Annotated in this window: 16 protein-coding genes; 12 read left to right on the forward strand and 4 right to left on the reverse strand. The window is 57.5% G+C overall.

Going from position 1 to position 16,370, the window contains the following annotated elements; translation table 11 throughout:
• Positions 1-33: 33 nt before the first annotated feature.
• Positions 34-324 carry a hypothetical protein gene (locus ACYZT0_RS20000; protein WP_462042665.1) on the reverse strand — a complete coding sequence of 97 codons (291 nt, stop codon included), beginning with the start codon at positions 322-324 and terminating at the stop codon, positions 34-36.
• A gap of 417 nt (positions 325-741) precedes the next feature.
• Here ACYZT0_RS20000 and argF point away from each other — a divergent pair, with 417 nt between their 5' ends.
• Together argF and ACYZT0_RS20010 are read left to right on the forward strand one after the other, a co-directional pair.
• Positions 742-1,662 (forward strand): ornithine carbamoyltransferase, encoded by a 921-nt coding sequence (gene argF / locus ACYZT0_RS20005; protein WP_462042666.1) that lies wholly within the window; start codon positions 742-744, stop codon positions 1,660-1,662.
• Positions 1,659-2,768, forward strand: a complete 1,110-nt coding sequence (locus ACYZT0_RS20010; protein WP_462042667.1) for an ABC transporter ATP-binding protein — start codon at positions 1,659-1,661, stop codon at positions 2,766-2,768. Before argF ends, ACYZT0_RS20010 begins: the two co-directional genes overlap by 4 nt.
• A 123-nt stretch (positions 2,769-2,891) precedes the next feature.
• Here the strand turns inward: ACYZT0_RS20010 and ACYZT0_RS20015 are convergent, their stop codons facing one another.
• Together ACYZT0_RS20015 and ybaK are read right to left on the reverse strand one after the other, a co-directional pair.
• Entirely contained in the window at positions 2,892-3,674 is a 783-nt protein-coding gene (locus ACYZT0_RS20015; RefSeq protein ID WP_462042668.1) for a PhzF family phenazine biosynthesis protein, read from the reverse strand.
• Between the two features lie 106 nt (positions 3,675-3,780).
• Entirely contained in the window at positions 3,781-4,251 is a 471-nt protein-coding gene (gene ybaK / locus ACYZT0_RS20020) for a Cys-tRNA(Pro) deacylase (RefSeq protein WP_007971306.1), read from the reverse strand.
• A gap of 369 nt (positions 4,252-4,620) precedes the next feature.
• Here ybaK and ACYZT0_RS20025 point away from each other — a divergent pair, with 369 nt between their 5' ends.
• The 4 genes from ACYZT0_RS20025 to glpD all read left to right on the forward strand — a co-directional run bounded on the left by ACYZT0_RS20025 (position 4,621) and on the right by glpD (position 9,775).
• Positions 4,621-5,472 (forward strand): MIP/aquaporin family protein, encoded by an 852-nt coding sequence (locus ACYZT0_RS20025; protein WP_462042669.1) that lies wholly within the window; start codon positions 4,621-4,623, stop codon positions 5,470-5,472.
• Positions 5,473-5,547: 75 nt separating this feature from the next.
• Complete coding sequence (glpK, locus tag ACYZT0_RS20030; RefSeq protein WP_462042670.1) at positions 5,548-7,053, forward strand: glycerol kinase GlpK; 1,506 nt, start codon at positions 5,548-5,550, stop codon at positions 7,051-7,053.
• A 96-nt stretch (positions 7,054-7,149) separates the two neighbouring features.
• Positions 7,150-7,905, forward strand: coding sequence for a DeoR/GlpR family transcriptional regulator (locus ACYZT0_RS20035; protein WP_027922833.1), 756 nt, complete (start codon positions 7,150-7,152; stop codon positions 7,903-7,905).
• Between the two features lie 331 nt (positions 7,906-8,236).
• Positions 8,237-9,775: a glycerol-3-phosphate dehydrogenase gene (gene glpD, locus ACYZT0_RS20040; protein ID WP_462042671.1), complete on the forward strand. Its 1,539-nt coding sequence runs from the start codon at positions 8,237-8,239 to the stop codon at positions 9,773-9,775.
• A gap of 59 nt (positions 9,776-9,834) precedes the next feature.
• Here the strand turns inward: glpD and ACYZT0_RS20045 are convergent, their stop codons facing one another.
• Positions 9,835-10,722 (reverse strand): LysR family transcriptional regulator, encoded by an 888-nt coding sequence (locus ACYZT0_RS20045; protein WP_462046609.1) that lies wholly within the window; start codon positions 10,720-10,722, stop codon positions 9,835-9,837.
• A gap of 105 nt (positions 10,723-10,827) precedes the next feature.
• Between ACYZT0_RS20045 and ACYZT0_RS20050 the strand changes: the two genes are divergently transcribed.
• The 6 genes from ACYZT0_RS20050 to ACYZT0_RS20075 all read left to right on the forward strand — a co-directional run bounded on the left by ACYZT0_RS20050 (position 10,828) and on the right by ACYZT0_RS20075 (position 16,307).
• Positions 10,828-12,195 carry an MFS transporter gene (locus ACYZT0_RS20050; RefSeq protein WP_462042672.1) on the forward strand — a complete coding sequence of 456 codons (1,368 nt, stop codon included), beginning with the start codon at positions 10,828-10,830 and terminating at the stop codon, positions 12,193-12,195.
• The gene (locus ACYZT0_RS20055; RefSeq protein WP_462042673.1) at positions 12,176-12,586 is read left to right on the forward strand and encodes a DUF4440 domain-containing protein; all 411 of its coding nucleotides are present in this window, start codon (positions 12,176-12,178) and stop codon (positions 12,584-12,586) included. Before ACYZT0_RS20050 ends, ACYZT0_RS20055 begins: the two co-directional genes overlap by 20 nt.
• Positions 12,587-12,894: 308 nt before the next feature.
• Positions 12,895-13,809, forward strand: a complete 915-nt coding sequence (locus ACYZT0_RS20060; RefSeq protein ID WP_462042674.1) for a glutamate/aspartate ABC transporter substrate-binding protein — start codon at positions 12,895-12,897, stop codon at positions 13,807-13,809.
• Between the two features lie 349 nt (positions 13,810-14,158).
• Positions 14,159-14,905, forward strand: a complete 747-nt coding sequence (locus tag ACYZT0_RS20065; RefSeq protein WP_462042675.1) for an amino acid ABC transporter permease — start codon at positions 14,159-14,161, stop codon at positions 14,903-14,905.
• Positions 14,905-15,576 (forward strand): amino acid ABC transporter permease, encoded by a 672-nt coding sequence (locus ACYZT0_RS20070; RefSeq protein WP_282481933.1) that lies wholly within the window; start codon positions 14,905-14,907, stop codon positions 15,574-15,576. Before ACYZT0_RS20065 ends, ACYZT0_RS20070 begins: the two co-directional genes overlap by 1 nt.
• On the forward strand, positions 15,573-16,307 hold the full coding sequence (locus ACYZT0_RS20075) for an amino acid ABC transporter ATP-binding protein (protein WP_461968990.1): 735 nt from the start codon (positions 15,573-15,575) through the stop codon (positions 16,305-16,307). The genes ACYZT0_RS20070 and ACYZT0_RS20075 overlap by 4 nt, the downstream gene beginning before the upstream one ends.
• The last annotated feature ends 63 nt before the right edge of the window (positions 16,308-16,370 follow it).

Below are 16,370 nucleotides of genomic sequence, written 5' to 3' on the forward strand. Positions count from 1 at the left end.
GCGACCATCAGGCCAGCCGATGACCGCTGGGCATCAGTCCGGCGGCAGCCTCGGTGGCCTCTGCAACTGGATCTCCTGAACGGTTTCGATCTGTTCTTGAGCGACATGAACTCCGGTGAGTTCTCCAATCAGGCGCCAGTGCTCGTCGAGCCCGGTGCTGATGGTTGCCATGCGGTCAATCATCCGCCGGCCGGCGGCCTTGGTCACTTCGTCTTCACTGCGCATCAACTCGAAGGACATCGAAGTCATGGACGCGGTGAGGTGGGTCAGTGAGCGAGCCGTAAGGCCAAGTAATTCCATTAACTGTTGTTCTTTCGATTCCATTCCGAAGGCTTCCTGCGTCGTTCGTGGGTTAGTTATAACCCGCCACCTTGTATAAGCAAATGTTTCAGACCAGACACATCGATCGATCCTGAGCACAAATGCGTCGAATGACAGGTCAGAAACCGACCGCTGCTATGCCGTTCCCACCCCGTTTGATTGCAAAGCCCCGCGACCCCAGTGTACAAATGACGGGCTGCTGTCAGGAAACAGGCTTCAAAAGCGCTACTGCGGTCATCCCGTAGCCCCTCTGAAATCCCCTAAAAACCGTAGCCCTATTGGTAAGACGCGACATTTAATTATAAGATCGCGCCTTCCCCTATTTCGTCGCCCCGTGCGGCTTACGCCGCAGGTCTCGCCCGTTTTTCAGTTAAACAAGGCTTTGAGTATCTGCGGTCTGTTGCAAAAAGGTAGTCAATGATGAGCGCAAGGCACTTTCTCTCCCTGATGGATTGCACGCCCGAAGAGCTGGTCAGCGTGATCCGCCGAGGCATTGAGCTCAAAGACCTGCGTAACCGCGGCGTACTGTTCGAGCCTTTGAAAAACCGCGTGCTCGGGATGATTTTCGAGAAGTCGTCGACCCGCACTCGTATTTCGTTCGAAGCCGGCATGATCCAGCTGGGTGGCCAGGCGATCTTTCTGTCGCCGCGTGACACGCAACTGGGCCGTGGCGAGCCGATCGGCGACTGCGCGATCGTGATGTCGAGCATGCTCGACGCCGTGATGATCCGTACCTTTGCCCACAGCACCCTGACCGAATTCGCCGCCAACTCCCGCGTGCCTGTCATCAACGGCCTGTCCGATGACCTGCACCCGTGCCAGTTGCTGGCCGACATGCAGACGTTCCTCGAACACCGCGGCTCGATCCAGGGCAAAACCGTGGCCTGGATCGGCGACGGCAACAACATGTGCAACAGCTATATAGAAGCGGCGATGCAGTTCGACTTCCAGTTGCGCATCGCTTGCCCGGAAGGCTTTGAACCCAACCCTGAGTTCGTGGCCAAGGCGGGTGATCGGGTCACCATCGTCCGCGATCCGAAGGATGCCGTACGCGGCGCCCACCTGGTCAGCACCGACGTCTGGACCTCCATGGGCCAGGAAGAGGAAACCGCCAAACGCCTGAAGCTGTTTGCACCGTTCCAGGTCAACCGCGCCCTGCTCGACCTGGCCGCTGAAGACGTGCTGTTCATGCACTGCCTGCCGGCCCACCGTGGCGAGGAAATCAGCGTCGACTTGCTCGATGACAAACGCTCCGTCGCGTGGGATCAAGCCGAAAACCGTCTTCACGCACAAAAGGCCCTGCTCGAGTTTCTCGTCGAACCGGCGTACCACCACGCATGAGCCATCCATTACTGCTTAACCTGCGCAACCTCGCCTGCGGCTACCAAGACCAGCGGGTCGTGCAGAACCTCAACCTGCATTTGAATGCCGGCGACATCGGCTGCCTGCTGGGCTCTTCGGGTTGCGGCAAAACCACCACCCTGCGGGCCATTGCCGGTTTCGAACCGGTGCACGAAGGTGAAATCCAGTTGGCGGGCGAGACGATCTCCCGCGCCGGCTTCACCCTCGCCCCGGAGAAACGCCGGATCGGCATGGTGTTCCAGGACTACGCACTGTTTCCGCATTTGAGCGTGGCCGAGAACATCGCCTTCGGGATCCGTAAAAATCCGCAGAAAGATCGCATCACCGAAGAGTTGCTGGAGCTGGTCAATCTGAAAAACCTCGGCAAGCGCTTCCCGCATGAGCTATCCGGCGGTCAACAGCAGCGCGTCGCACTGGCCCGCGCCCTGGCACCGGAACCGCAACTGCTGCTGCTCGACGAACCTTTCTCCAACCTTGATGGCGAGTTGCGACGCAAGCTCAGCCATGAGGTGCGCGACATCCTCAAGGCCCGTGGCACCAGCGCGATTCTGGTGACCCATGACCAGGAAGAAGCCTTCGCGGTGAGCGATCATGTGGGGGTTTTCAAGGAAGGTCGTCTGGAGCAGTGGGACACGCCCTACAACCTGTATCACGAACCGGTGACGCCGTTTGTCGCCAGTTTCATCGGCCAGGGTTATTTCATCCGCGGTCAGCTGAGCAGCCCCGAGTCGGTGCAAACCGAATTGGGAGAGTTACGCGGTAATCGTGCCTACACCTGGCCGGTTGGCGGTGCGGTGGATGTGTTGCTGCGTCCGGACGATATCGTTTATGCACCCGACAACGACTTGAAAGCGCGGATCGTCGGCAAGTCTTTCCAGGGTGCGTCGACCTTGTATCGCTTGCAGTTACCGACGGGCGCACAGCTTGAGTCGATATTTCCGAGTCATGCTGATCATCAGGTGGGTTCGGAGGTCGGTATTCGTGTCGCGGCGGAACATCTAGTGTTGTTCCAGGCATCGGGCAGTACGGCGGCGCAGATTCCGGTCGTCGAGTCCGGCGTCCGCCGCTACAGCAGTACTAACTGATACCCGAATCCGTAGGAGCGAGCGGTGCGGCGATCCGACTTGCCCGCGAAGGCGTCAGGCCTGCCAATGAAGATGTCGACTGACACGACGCCTTCGCGGGCAAGCCTCGCTCCTACAGAGAAATCATCCGAGTAATAATTTTCCACTCGCAACGAGCGTCGCATTCCCGCCGATTTTCACCCGATCCCCTTCCAGTCGACAGAACAACTCCCCGCCCCGCGCCGAACACTGATAAGCCGTCAGGCTCGACTTGCCCAAGCGTTTCGACCAATACGGAACCAGGCTGCAATGGGTGGAACCGGTCACCGGGTCTTCATTGATGCCGATCGCCGGGGCGAAGTAGCGGGACACAAAGTCATGCTTGCTGCCCCTGGCCGTGACAATTGCCCCCGGCCACGGCAGTTTCGCCAGCGCCGCCATGTCCGGCTGACATTCGAGCACCGCCTGCTCGGATTCCAGCACCACGAACAACTCGTTCGACCCCAGCACATCAACCGCTTCCACACCCAACGCGCGCTCGACATCCAGGGTAACGCCCACTTCCGACGGTACGATGGCCGGGAAGTCCAGCCACAAGCGCTCACCCTCTCGGCTGACACTGAGCGGGCCGGACTTGCAGACGAAGTCCAGTCGCTCGACCGGCTCTTTATAGATTTCAAACAGAACGTAAGCGCTGGCCAGGGTCGCATGACCGCACAACGGCACTTCGGTGGTCGGGGTAAACCAGCGAATGCGCCAGCCCTGCCCTTCGCGCACCACGAAGGCGGTTTCGGCGAGGTTGTGCTCGGTGGCGATCTTCTGCATCAACTCATCGGCAAGCCAGGCATCGAGGCGATAGACCATCGCCGGGTTGCCACTGAACGGCCGATCACTGAACGCATCAACCTGGTGAAATTCAAGCTGCATAACCTTCTCCCTATGTCATGTCACCAAGCATGCAGCTGCCGACAACGCGGCACCAGTGACAGAGCCCGTTAATTTGCACCATACAGCGCCGGGCCGATAGCCCTCGTCAGGCGCGGCCGATATCAGCGAACTTCGCCTGGGTATGTTCGGCCAGCACCGCGGGTGCCAATTCGACTTCCAGCCCACGTCGCCCCGCGCTGACAAAAATGCTGGCGAAAGGCTGAGCTGAATTATCAATGAAGGTGCGCAAGCGCTTTTTCTGTCCCAGCGGGCTTATCCCGCCCAAGAGGTAACCGGTGGATCGTTGCGCAGCGGCAGGATCGGCCATTTCGACTTTTTTCACGCCCGCAGCATGAGCCAGGCCCTTCAAGTCCAGACTTCCGACGACTGGCACCACGGCCACCAGCAATTCACCTTTCTCACTGGCTGCCAGCAAGGTCTTGAATACCTGAGCCGGGTCCAATCCCAGTTTCTCCGCGGCCTCCAGCCCATAGGACGCTGCCTTCGGATCATGTTCGTAACTGTGCACGCGATGTTCGGCACGAACTTTTTTCAACAAATCCAATGCGGGGGTCATGGCAGCTCCAAGCTCGGCGACAGAAGAAAAATACTGCACCGAATTCTAGGTCATTGATCAATAAAAGGCTCTATTACGGCGCTATTTCAAAGGCTTGGCCGCGCCTTCCGCCGTTCGTCCACGTTCAGCGTGCCGCGTGAACGATGTGGTCATTCACCTGACTAATAGTTCGATTGTGACTGACAGTTCACTTTCGACCTTTGACAGCAGCGTTTCTTGTCTATATTTTTTCGAATGTGAATACTGTACGAATGCCTTACCGCAGCACCCAGCAGCAGACCGAGAACAGGATGGGGATTCTGCCTCGGTGAAAATCGCGCTTTGCCCCTGATGACAAAGCGCCAGACAACAACAAAAACGAGGTTTTCAATGACAACTGCTTTACAACAACCGTCACTCTCGAGCCAATGCATGGCCGAATTCCTGGGCACTGCACTGCTGATCTTTTTTGGTACCGGTTGTGTTGCCGCGCTCAAAGTCGCGGGCGCCAGTTTCGGCCTGTGGGAAATCAGCATCATCTGGGGCATCGGCGTGAGCATGGCAATCTACCTGACCGCCGGCGTTTCCGGGGCTCACCTCAATCCCGCCGTCAGCATTGCCCTGAGCATTTTCGCTGACTTCGAAAAGCGCAAACTGCCTTTCTATATTCTTGCCCAAGTAGCGGGTGCCTTCTGTGGAGCGTTGTTGGTTTACACGCTTTACAGCAATTTACTCTTCGATTACGAACAAACACACCACATGGTTCGTGGTACTCAGGCCAGCCTTGAATTGGCATCGGTATTCTCCACCTTCCCCAACCCGGTCTTGTCCACGGCACAGGCCTTCCTGGTTGAAGTGATCATCACCGCCATCCTGATGGGCGTGATCATGTCCCTGACCGACGACAACAATGGCTTGCCAAAGGGTCCGCTCGCTCCGCTGCTGATCGGCCTGCTGATTGCCGTGATTGGCAGTTCGATGGGGCCGCTGACCGGTTTTGCGATGAACCCGGCGCGTGACTTCGGTCCTAAACTGATGACTTTCTTCGCTGGCTGGGGTGAAATTTCCTTCACCGGGGGACGCGATATCCCGTATTTCCTGATTCCGATTTTTGCACCGATTGTCGGTGCCTGCCTCGGTGCTGCCGCTTATCGCGGGCTGATTGCCCGTCATCTGCCCAGTGCCATACCTGCTACAAAGGAAGCAGCACCGGCCATTGACGGCAAACCAAGAACTTCTTGATACCGTTGGCGCGCGATCCTGCCCATAAGAGCGCGCGCCGGACCTCACTCCCTTTTTTCGTCCAAGGCAATCGACATGACCGACACTCAGAATAAGAACTACATCATTGCCCTCGATCAGGGTACGACCAGCTCCCGCGCGATCATTTTCGACCGCGACGCGAACGTGGTCTGCACCGCCCAGCGCGAATTCGCACAGCATTACCCGCAAGCTGGCTGGGTTGAACATGACCCGATGGAAATCTTCGCCACCCAAAGCGCCGTGATGGTCGAGGCCCTGGCTCAAGCCGGCCTGCATCACGACCAGGTCGCCGCCATCGGCATCACCAACCAGCGCGAAACTACGGTGGTCTGGGACAAGACCACCGGCCGCCCGATCTACAACGCGATCGTCTGGCAGTGCCGCCGCAGCACCGAGATCTGCCAGCAACTCAAGCGTGATGGCCACGAGCAATACATCAGCGACACCACTGGACTGGTCACCGACCCGTACTTCTCCGGCACCAAGCTGAAGTGGATCCTCGACAACGTCGAAGGCAGCCGCGAGCGTGCGCGCAAGGGTGAACTGCTGTTCGGCACCATCGACAGCTGGCTGATCTGGAAATTTACCGGCGGCAAAGTACACGTCACCGACTACACCAACGCCTCGCGCACCATGCTCTTCAACATCCACACGCTGGAGTGGGATGCGAAGATGCTGGAGGTGCTGGATATTCCGCGCGAGATGCTGCCGCAGGTTAAATCCTCGTCCGAAATTTACGGCCACACCAAAAGCGGCATCGCCATTGGCGGTATCGCCGGTGACCAGCAAGCGGCCCTGTTCGGCCAAATGTGCGTCGAGCCTGGCCAGGCGAAAAACACCTACGGCACCGGCTGCTTCTTGCTGATGAACACCGGCGACAAAGCCGTGAAATCCAAGCACGGCATGTTGACCACCATTGCTTGCGGCCCGCGCGGCGAAGTGGCTTACGCACTGGAAGGTGCAGTGTTCAATGGTGGTTCTACCGTTCAGTGGCTGCGTGACGAACTGAAGATCATCAACGACGCCCACGACACTGAATACTTCGCCAACAAGGTCAAGGACAGCAACGGCGTGTACCTCGTGCCAGCCTTTACCGGTCTGGGCGCTCCGTACTGGGACCCGTATGCCCGTGGTGCATTATTCGGCCTGACCCGCGGCGTACGTGTGGATCACATTATTCGTGCAGCCCTGGAGTCGATTGCCTACCAGACCCGCGACGTTCTCGACGCCATGCAACAGGACTCCGGCGAACGCTTGAAATCCCTGCGCGTGGACGGCGGTGCGGTGGCGAACAACTTCCTGATGCAGTTCCAGGCCGACATCCTCGGCACTCAGGTCGAGCGTCCGCAAATGCGCGAAACCACCGCACTGGGCGCGGCTTACCTGGCCGGTCTGGCCTGTGGCTTCTGGGGCAGCCTGGACGACTTGCGTGGCAAGGCTGTGATCGAGCGTGAATTCGAGCCGACCCTGGACGAAACCGCGAAGGAAAAACTTTATGCCGGCTGGAAAAAAGCCGTCAGCCGCACCCGAGATTGGGAACCGCACGAGGGCGCCGAATAAGCCAACAACAGGATCCAGATAGGGTTCTAACTGGTAGGGAGCAGATTCCTGCGGCATCATGGGCAAATTTTTGCACGGCAGCCCAAAGGAAGCCCCATGAATCTGCCTCCCCGTCAGCAGCAAATCCTCGAACTGGTCCGCGAACGCGGCTATGTCAGCATCGAGGAGATGGCTACGCTGTTCGTCGTTACACCGCAAACCATCCGCCGCGATATCAATCAGCTTGCGGAAGCTAATTTGTTGCGTCGCTACCATGGTGGCGCCGCTTACGATTCCAGCGTCGAAAACACCGCCTACGCCATGCGGGCCGACCAGATGCGCGATGAAAAACAGCGTATCGGCGAAGCCATTGCCGCGCAGATCCCCGATCATGCCTCGCTGTTCATCAATATCGGTACCACCACCGAATCGATTGCCCGGGCGTTGCTCAATCACAATCACCTGAAAATCATCACCAACAACCTCCACGTGGCCTCGATGCTCAGTGCCAAGGACGACTTCGACGTTCTGCTGACCGGTGGCAATGTGCGGCGTGACGGTGGTGTGGTCGGTCAGGCCAGTGTCGACTTCATTAACCAGTTCAAGGTTGATTTCGCCCTGGTCGGCATCAGCGGTATAGATGAAGACGGCAGCCTGCTGGACTTCGACTATCAGGAAGTTCGGGTATCCCAGGCGATCATCGCCAATGCCCGAAAGGTCATCCTCGCAGCTGACTCCAGCAAATTCGGGCGCAACGCCATGATTCGCCTGGGCCCTATCAGCCTGATCGATTGTCTGGTGACCGATCAGCAACCTGTACCGGCCTTGGCGCAGTTGCTGAGTCAGCACAAGATCCGGCTCGAAGTCGTTTAACCCCTCCCCTGTGGCGAGGGGATTCATCGAAACGTCGCACCGCCCCGTTCGGCTGCGAAGCAGTCGTATACCATCGCATGCGGTGTATACCTGATAAACCGTGCCCGCGGGTTTTAGGGGCGCTTCGCGCCCCAACGGGGATAAATCCCCTCGCCACAGTTGCTCTTCGCAACTCCTTAAATGTTCGTAAATTTTCCTTTAACCGCCCTTCGATCAGTATTTTCAATCGAAGTTGACTGGCCGTGCGCGGCTTTATGGGCTACCATTTTCGCAAATGAACATTAATGTTCGAATTCCAATACCGAAAATCATAAAAGCCCGAGGCCAGCCGATGCCCACTTCTACCTTGCCTACGCCCCCTCTCGCTGAGGTCTACGACATCGCCGTCATTGGTGGTGGGATCAATGGCGTGGGGATAGCAGCGGATGCCGCCGGTCGCGGTCTTTCGGTTTTTCTTTGCGAAAAGGATGACCTGGCGAGCCACACCTCGTCGGCCAGCAGCAAGCTGATCCACGGTGGCCTGCGCTACCTCGAACATTACGAATTCCGCCTGGTGCGCGAGGCCCTGGCCGAACGCGAAGTGCTGCTGGCCAAGGCCCCGCACATCGTCAAGCAGATGCGCTTCGTGCTGCCGCACCGCCCACACCTGCGTCCGGCCTGGATGATCCGCGCCGGCCTGTTCCTTTATGACCACCTCGGCAAGCGGGAAAAGCTCGAAGGCTCGAAAAGCCTGAAGTTCGGCCCGGACAGTCCGCTGAAAAGCGAAATCACTAAAGGCTTCGAATACTCCGATTGCTGGGTCGACGATGCTCGTCTTGTGGTACTGAACGCCATGGCCGCCCGCGAAAAAGGCGCCCACGTTCACACCCAGACCCGTTGCGTCAGCGCTCGTCGCACCAAGGGCTTGTGGCACCTGCACCTGGAACGCGCCGATGGCAGTCTGTTTTCGATTCGTGCCAAGGCACTGGTAAACGCCGCTGGCCCATGGGTCGCCAAGTTCATTCGGGATGACCTGAAGATGGAATCGCCGTACGGCATCCGTCTGATCCAGGGCAGCCACCTGATCGTGCCGAAACTGTACGAAGGCGAACATGCGCACATTCTGCAAAACGAAGATCAGCGCATCGTGTTCACCATTCCGTACCTGAACCACTTCACCCTGATTGGCACCACCGACCGCGAATACACCGGAGACCCGGCGAAAGTCGCAATCACCGAAGGCGAAACTGATTACCTGCTGAAAGTGGTCAACTCCCATTTCAAGAAACGCATCAGCCGCGACGATATCCTGCACAGCTACTCCGGTGTTCGTCCGCTGTGCAACGACGAATCCGACAACCCGTCGGCCGTCACCCGCGACTACACCCTGGCGTTGTCGGGCACTGGCGAAGAAGCGCCGCTGCTGTCGGTGTTCGGCGGCAAGCTGACCACCTACCGCAAACTGGCCGAGTCGGCACTGGCGCAACTGACTCCGTACTTCAAAGACATCAAGCCACGCTGGACCGCCAGCGCTACCCTGCCGGGCGGCGAAGACATGACTACCCCGCAGGCGCTGAGCTCGCTGATCCGCGACAAGTTCGACTGGGTCCCGACCGAAATCTCCCGCCGCTGGGCCACTACCTACGGCAGCCGTACCTGGCGCATGCTTGAAGGCGTGCAAAATCTCAGCGACCTGGGCGAACACCTCGGTGGCGGTCTCTACACCCGCGAAGTCGATTACCTGTGCAGCGAAGAGTGGGCGACCACAGCGCACGACATTCTGTGGCGCCGCAGCAAGCTGGGGCTGTTCACCACCCCGGCGGAACAGGAAAAGCTTGCGGATTACCTGAACAAAGTCGAACAGAACCGCAGCAAGATCGAAGCGGCCTGATCGGGAATCCGATTAAAAAGCCCCTGAATCTCACGATTCAGGGGCTTTTTTGTAGGTGCTCATTGCGCCAGATGCAGCAACAGGAAATCAATGAACGCCCTCGATTTGTGAGGCAAATGCGGGTTGTTGGGAAACACCACGTTGACGGACTGCGCGGGCAGCGAATAGTCGGGCAACAGGCGGATCAGCCGCTCGCTGGCTATGTCGTCCTTGACCACCCACGCGGGCAGCACCGAGACCCCAAGGGACGACAACGTCATGGAGCGAATGGCCGTGGAGGAATTGGATTCAAACTGATTGATCCCGTTGATCTCTACAGTCCCCAATTGCGGATGACGCAACGTCCACTGAGTCGGTGCCTGCAGGTTGCTATTGGCAATCCACGGCACCGAATTCAGGTCCTGGGGATTTTGCACCGGGTGACGCGCAAGAAACGCCTCGGTAGCCACCAGGACAATTTCATAATCCGCCAGCTTACGGCTCTTGAATGCCGAGTCCGACAAGTTGCCTAAACGGATAACCAGGTCTAACTTTTCCGCCACCAGATCATTGAGTGACGCGTTAAAGTTATAACAGAGTTTTATCTCCGGATAGCGCTCTATAAATTGCGGAATCAACGGCAGAATATACGCCTCACCGTATTCACTGGTGGAACTGAAGCGCAGTTTACCGGAAACCCGATTATGCCCTTTTAATACATTATCAAAGGCAGTATCAATATCCGCGACAATACCTTTGAACGCTTCATAAAAGTCCTGGCCGATTTCGGTGAGGGATATATTTCGGGTATTTCGAATCAACAACGTCGCTGACAGCACGTCCTCCAGCGCCTTGACATGCAGGCTGGCCATGGCTTTGCTGATGCTCAGATAATTGGCAGCCTTGGTGTAAGAACCAAAATCGACTACGGCCAGAAATGTCTGGACCCTATTAAGATGAGTATGCATAGCCATATGATTCACTGTTAAATCCTGTCAAACATTGTTTCAAGGATAGTCGTATCGACAGTTCACGTCCACCGTCCCTATGCTTTGCGGCAAAGGGGAAACAACATGACCTACCGCTACAAAGTTGCACTGATATTTCTGATCGGCTTTTTTATAGACTGCATTAACATCTTTATGTCGGCGGTCGCATTACCGAGTATATCGGCGGCGTTGCACGTTAGTACTTCAGACGTTGCCTGGGTGGCTAATGCTTATATTCTGGGGCTGACGCTGATCATCCCGGTCAGCACCTGGCTGGCCGGTCGTTTTGGTAGTCGGGAAATCCTCACCGCCTCGATGATCGTGTTCACAGGCTCCGTGTGGATATGTGGGCTGGCCAACAGTTTCAACGAACTGGTGATCTGGCGCTTTATCCAGGGGATTGGCGGTGGCCTGTTGATTCCAGTCGGCCAGGCGCTGACGTTCAACCTGTTCAAGGGTGAGCAGCGGGCGAAAATATCCACATTGGTCATGGCCGTTGCCCTGATAGCGCCCGCCATTTCACCGACCATCGGCGGCATCATCGTCGACAGCAGCTCCTGGCGCTGGGTGTTCTACAGCAACATCCCGTTCTCGCTGATCGCGGCATTGCTGTCCTGGTTCTGGATCAACGAAGCGCGGCCGACGAGTTTGCCCAGGCCCGACATCAAGGGCTTGCTGTTGGTCAGCGCGGCACTCGGCAGCCTGCTGATGGGCATGTCGTTGTATGGCGGCGACGCTACGGCATGGCTGGCCGCCCTCTTCGTCATGGCCGGCGTTGCTTTCGTCGTGCTGTATGGGCTGCACTACCGCACCTGCAAAAACCCGATCATTGAACTGAGCCTGCTCAGAAGCAAAAAACTCAGCACCTCCATCTCTATTTATTACGCGATTCCCGGTGTGTTCACGGGGGTCAATTTGATGAGCATCTTCTTCCTGCAAAACACCCTGCACTTCAGCGCCCGACTGACAGGGATGTTCATGATCCTGTACGCCATCGGCGCGTTCATCGCGATGCTGATCTGTGGCCGGGTCTATAACCGGATGGGCGCGAAGCGGCTGTTTGCCCTCGGCATGTTGTTGCACAGCGTCGGCATTGCCACCCTGTTACTGGTGAACGATCCCTCAGACCTTCTGGTGATTGTCATCGCCTACAGCCTGATGGGAATCGGCGGCGGCATCGGTGCCAACACAGCACAAACCACGTCGTTGATGGACTTTGAGGGCAATGACACCCACAAGGCCAGTGTCATCTGGAACATCAACCGACAGATGTCATTCAGCATCGGCGCTGCCCTCTTCCTGATGGTTTTCAACCTGCTCTTGAAGCATTTCGATACCACCCAGGCCTACCACGTGACCTTCGCCATCGCCGCGCTGGTGGGCCTGTTCCCACTCTTTCAACTGAGCCAGTTGAACACTCAAAAGGACTGTCATGCACAACACAATAGTTGAACAGGCGCACCACAGCATTCATCACGTGCACGAGCTGATCCATACCCTGTTCACCGACGCAAACGGTAAGGGGCAGGCCGCGCTCAAGCCGCTGATGTCGGCATTCGCCGAGCACTTCACCATGGTCACCCCTTCAGCCGCCATCGTCAGCCGGGCGATGGTCGAACAGATGTTCAAGGGGGCGGTCGGCGCCAAGCCAGGCCTGGAGATTGCCATCAGCGACCTACAGACGGTCTGGCAAGAAGGCGACAGCGTGGCGATCCGCTACAAGGAAACCCATCGCCTCAACCAGCGCGAAAGCTCACGGGTTTCGGTGGCGATCATTGCCATCCATCACCACAACGCCCAATGGATCTACCTGCATGAAACGCCGCTAAGCCAGGAAAGCTGATTCTGGTATCACTGGCTCTAATCTAGCCGATAGGGCGTTAGCAGCCCCAGACACCATTCGGTTTTCCGAACGCGACCTGTCAGTCGATTCGGTTAACCGGATTTGCCAACGTCAAAATCTGCACCATTAATAATTAATCCCCTTAAAAATCAATAGCTTGATCTATTTGACCCAGCCTGGCACGAGTCATGCTCTACACTCTTGAACGAATGTCCACGGTGCTAACCCTTCGGGAGCCGGCAGGCATTCGATGCACAAGAAGGGCCGATGAACTGGCTCCATATAAAAACAATGTCGAGGAAAATTTGATGCGCATCGTTCCCCATATCCTGGGCGCAGCCATTGCTGCCGCTCTGATCAGCACGCCAGTTTTCGCCGCCGAACTCACCGGCACCCTGAAGAAGATCAAAGAGTCCGGCGTTATCACCCTCGGGCATCGTGACGCTTCCATTCCGTTTTCCTATATCGCGGACGCTTCCGGCAAACCGGTTGGCTACTCCCACGACATCCAGCTGAAAATCGTTGAAGCCATCAAAAAAGACCTCGACCTGCCGAACCTCCAGGTCAAATACAACCTGGTCACCTCGCAAACCCGTATCCCGCTGGTGCAGAACGGCACCGTGGACGTCGAGTGCGGCTCCACCACCAACAACGTAGAACGTCAGCAGCAAGTTGACTTCTCTGTCGGCATCTTCGAAATCGGCACCAAGCTGCTGGCCAAGAAAGATTCGTCCTACAAAGACTTCGCCGACCTGAAAGGCAAGAACGTCGTGACCACCGCCGGCACCACGTCCGAGCGCATCCTCAAGTCGATGAACGCCGACAAGCAGATGGGCATGAACGTGATCTCCGCCAAAGACCACGGCGAATCTTTCCAGATGCTGGAATCGGGCCGTGCCGTTGCTTTCATGATGGACGACGCCTTGCTGGCCGGTGAAATGGCCAAGGCCAAGAAGCCGGATGACTGGGCCGTAACCGGTACTGCACAGTCCTACGAAATCTACGGCTGCATGGTCCGCAAGGGCGACGCGCCGTTCAAGAAGGCTGTGGATGACGCGATCGTTGCGACCTACAAGTCCGGCGAGATCAACAAGATCTACGAAAAATGGTTCATGCAGCCAATTCCGCCAAAAAACCTGAACCTGATGTTCCCGATGAGCGACGAGCTCAAGGCCCTGATCGCCAATCCGACCGATAAAGCGGCTGACGACAAGAAGTCCTGATTTCTGACTAACCTTATCTCCTGAGAGGGCCACTGCCCTTTCAGGGATAGTCACTCCCTGCTGGCATTTTTGGAAACACTCGAACCGGTGGCTGTCGAGCCGCTCGTGTGTGCCTGACCGTAGTGGCCTGTACGGTCAGTTCGTTAGCTCAAATTCGGTGCCGGAAGTTCATATCCAAGGCGCTGTGACGAGTCATAGCCCGCTATGGCGAGGAACAGCAACGCGGAAAATGGACTTCCGGGGCCGAAGTTGAGCTGACAGAACTGACCACACAGGCCACCTGGTCGGGCGGGAACGGAGCTTCCCCAGGCGGGCATTTGTATATCGAACGATCTGAGGGGAGACCCTAATGAATTACAACTGGGACTGGGGCGTGTTCTTCAAGTCCACCGGCGTGGGTAGCGAGACGTATCTCGACTGGTACATCTCCGGTTTGGGCTGGACCATCGCCATCGCCGTCGTGGCCTGGATCATTGCCCTGCTGCTGGGCTCGGTTCTGGGTGTCATGCGCACCGTGCCGAATCGCATCGTATCGGGCATCGCGACCTGCTACGTCGAACTCTTCCGTAACGTGCCGCTGCTGGTTCAGCTGTTCATCTGGTACTTCCTGGTGCCCGATCTGCTGCCGCAGAACCTGCAGGATTGGTACAAACAGGACCTGAACCCGACCACTTCGGCCTACCTGAGCGTCGTCGTCTGCCTGGGCCTGTTCACCGCTGCGCGCGTTTGCGAACAAGTGCGTACCGGCATCCAGGCGTTGCCACTCGGCCAGGAAGCCGCCGCTCGCGCCATGGGCTTCAAACTGCCGCAAATCTACTGGAACGTGCTGCTGCCCCAGGCTTACCGGATCATCATTCCGCCGCTCACCTCGGAATTCCTGAACGTGTTCAAGAACTCCTCCGTGGCCTCGCTGATCGGTCTGATGGAGTTGCTCGCGCAGACCAAACAAACCGCTGAATTCTCCGCCAACCTGTTCGAAGCCTTCACCCTGGCGACCCTGATCTACTTCACGCTGAACATGGGCCTGATGCTGCTGATGCGTATGGTCGAGAAGAAAGTTGCCGTACCGGGCCTGATCTCCGTAGGGGGTAAATGATGGAATTCGACTTCTCGGGCATCATCCCGTCCCTGCCGGGCCTGTGGAACGGCATGGTCATGACCCTGCAACTGATGGCGCTGGGCGTGTCCGGCGGGATCATCCTCGGCACGATCCTGGCACTGATGCGCCTGTCCCACAGCAAATGGCTATCGAACATTGCCGGCGCCTACGTCAATTACTTCCGCTCGATCCCGCTGCTGCTGGTCATCACCTGGTTCTACCTGGCGGTGCCATTCGTACTCCGCTGGATCACCGGCGAAGACACCCCGATCGGCGCGTTCGCATCCTGCATCGTGGCGTTCATGATGTTCGAAGCGGCGTACTTCTGCGAAATCGTCCGGGCCGGCGTGCAGTCGATTTCCAAGGGCCAGATGGGTGCTGCCCAAGCCTTGGGCATGACGTATGGCCAGATGATGCGTTTGATCATCCTGCCGCAAGCGTTCCGCAAGATGACCCCGCTGCTGCTGCAACAGAGCATTATCTTGTTTCAGGACACCTCGCTGGTCTACGCGGTCGGTCTGGTGGACTTCCTCAATGCCTCGCGTGCCAGTGGCGACATCATCGGCCGCTCCAATGAGTTCCTGATTTTCGCAGGGCTCACGTACTTCACAATCAGCTTTGCCGCCTCGCTGCTGGTCAAGCGTCTGCAAAAAAGGTTTGCCGTATGATCTCTATCAAGAATGTCAACAAGTGGTATGGCGACTTCCAGGTACTGACTGACTGCAGCACCGAGGTCAAAAAAGGCGAAGTGATTGTGGTGTGCGGGCCGTCCGGTTCCGGCAAATCCACCCTGATCAAATGCGTTAATGCCCTGGAACCCTTCCAGAAAGGCGACGTGGTGGTCGATGGCACATCCATCGCCGACCCGAAGACCGACCTGCCAAAACTGCGTTCGCGCGTCGGCATGGTGTTCCAGCATTTCGAACTGTTCCCGCACCTGACCATCACCGAAAACCTGACCATCGCGCAGATCAAGGTGTTGGGTCGCAGCAAGGAAGAAGCCACCAAGAAAGGCCTGCAACTGCTTGAGCGTGTCGGTCTCTCCGCCCACGCCCACAAGCACCCGGGCCAGCTCTCCGGCGGACAGCAACAGCGTGTGGCGATTGCCCGCGCGCTGGCGATGGACCCGATCGTCATGCTGTTCGACGAACCGACCTCGGCGCTCGACCCTGAAATGGTCAACGAAGTACTCGACGTGATGGTGCAACTGGCCCACGAAGGCATGACCATGATGTGCGTGACCCACGAAATGGGCTTCGCCCGCAAAGTGGCGGACCGGGTGATCTTCATGGACCAGGGCAAAATCATAGAAGACTGCAAGAAAGAGGATTTCTTCGGCGACATCAGCCACCGCGCCGAGCGTACACAGCACTTCCTCAACAAGATTCTGCAGCACTAAGAACAGCACCGCCCCAAATGTGGGAGCGGGCTTGTGGGAGTGAACCGCTTTTGTAGGAGCCAG

Source organism: Pseudomonas sp. ZS1P83 (assembly GCF_054897825.1).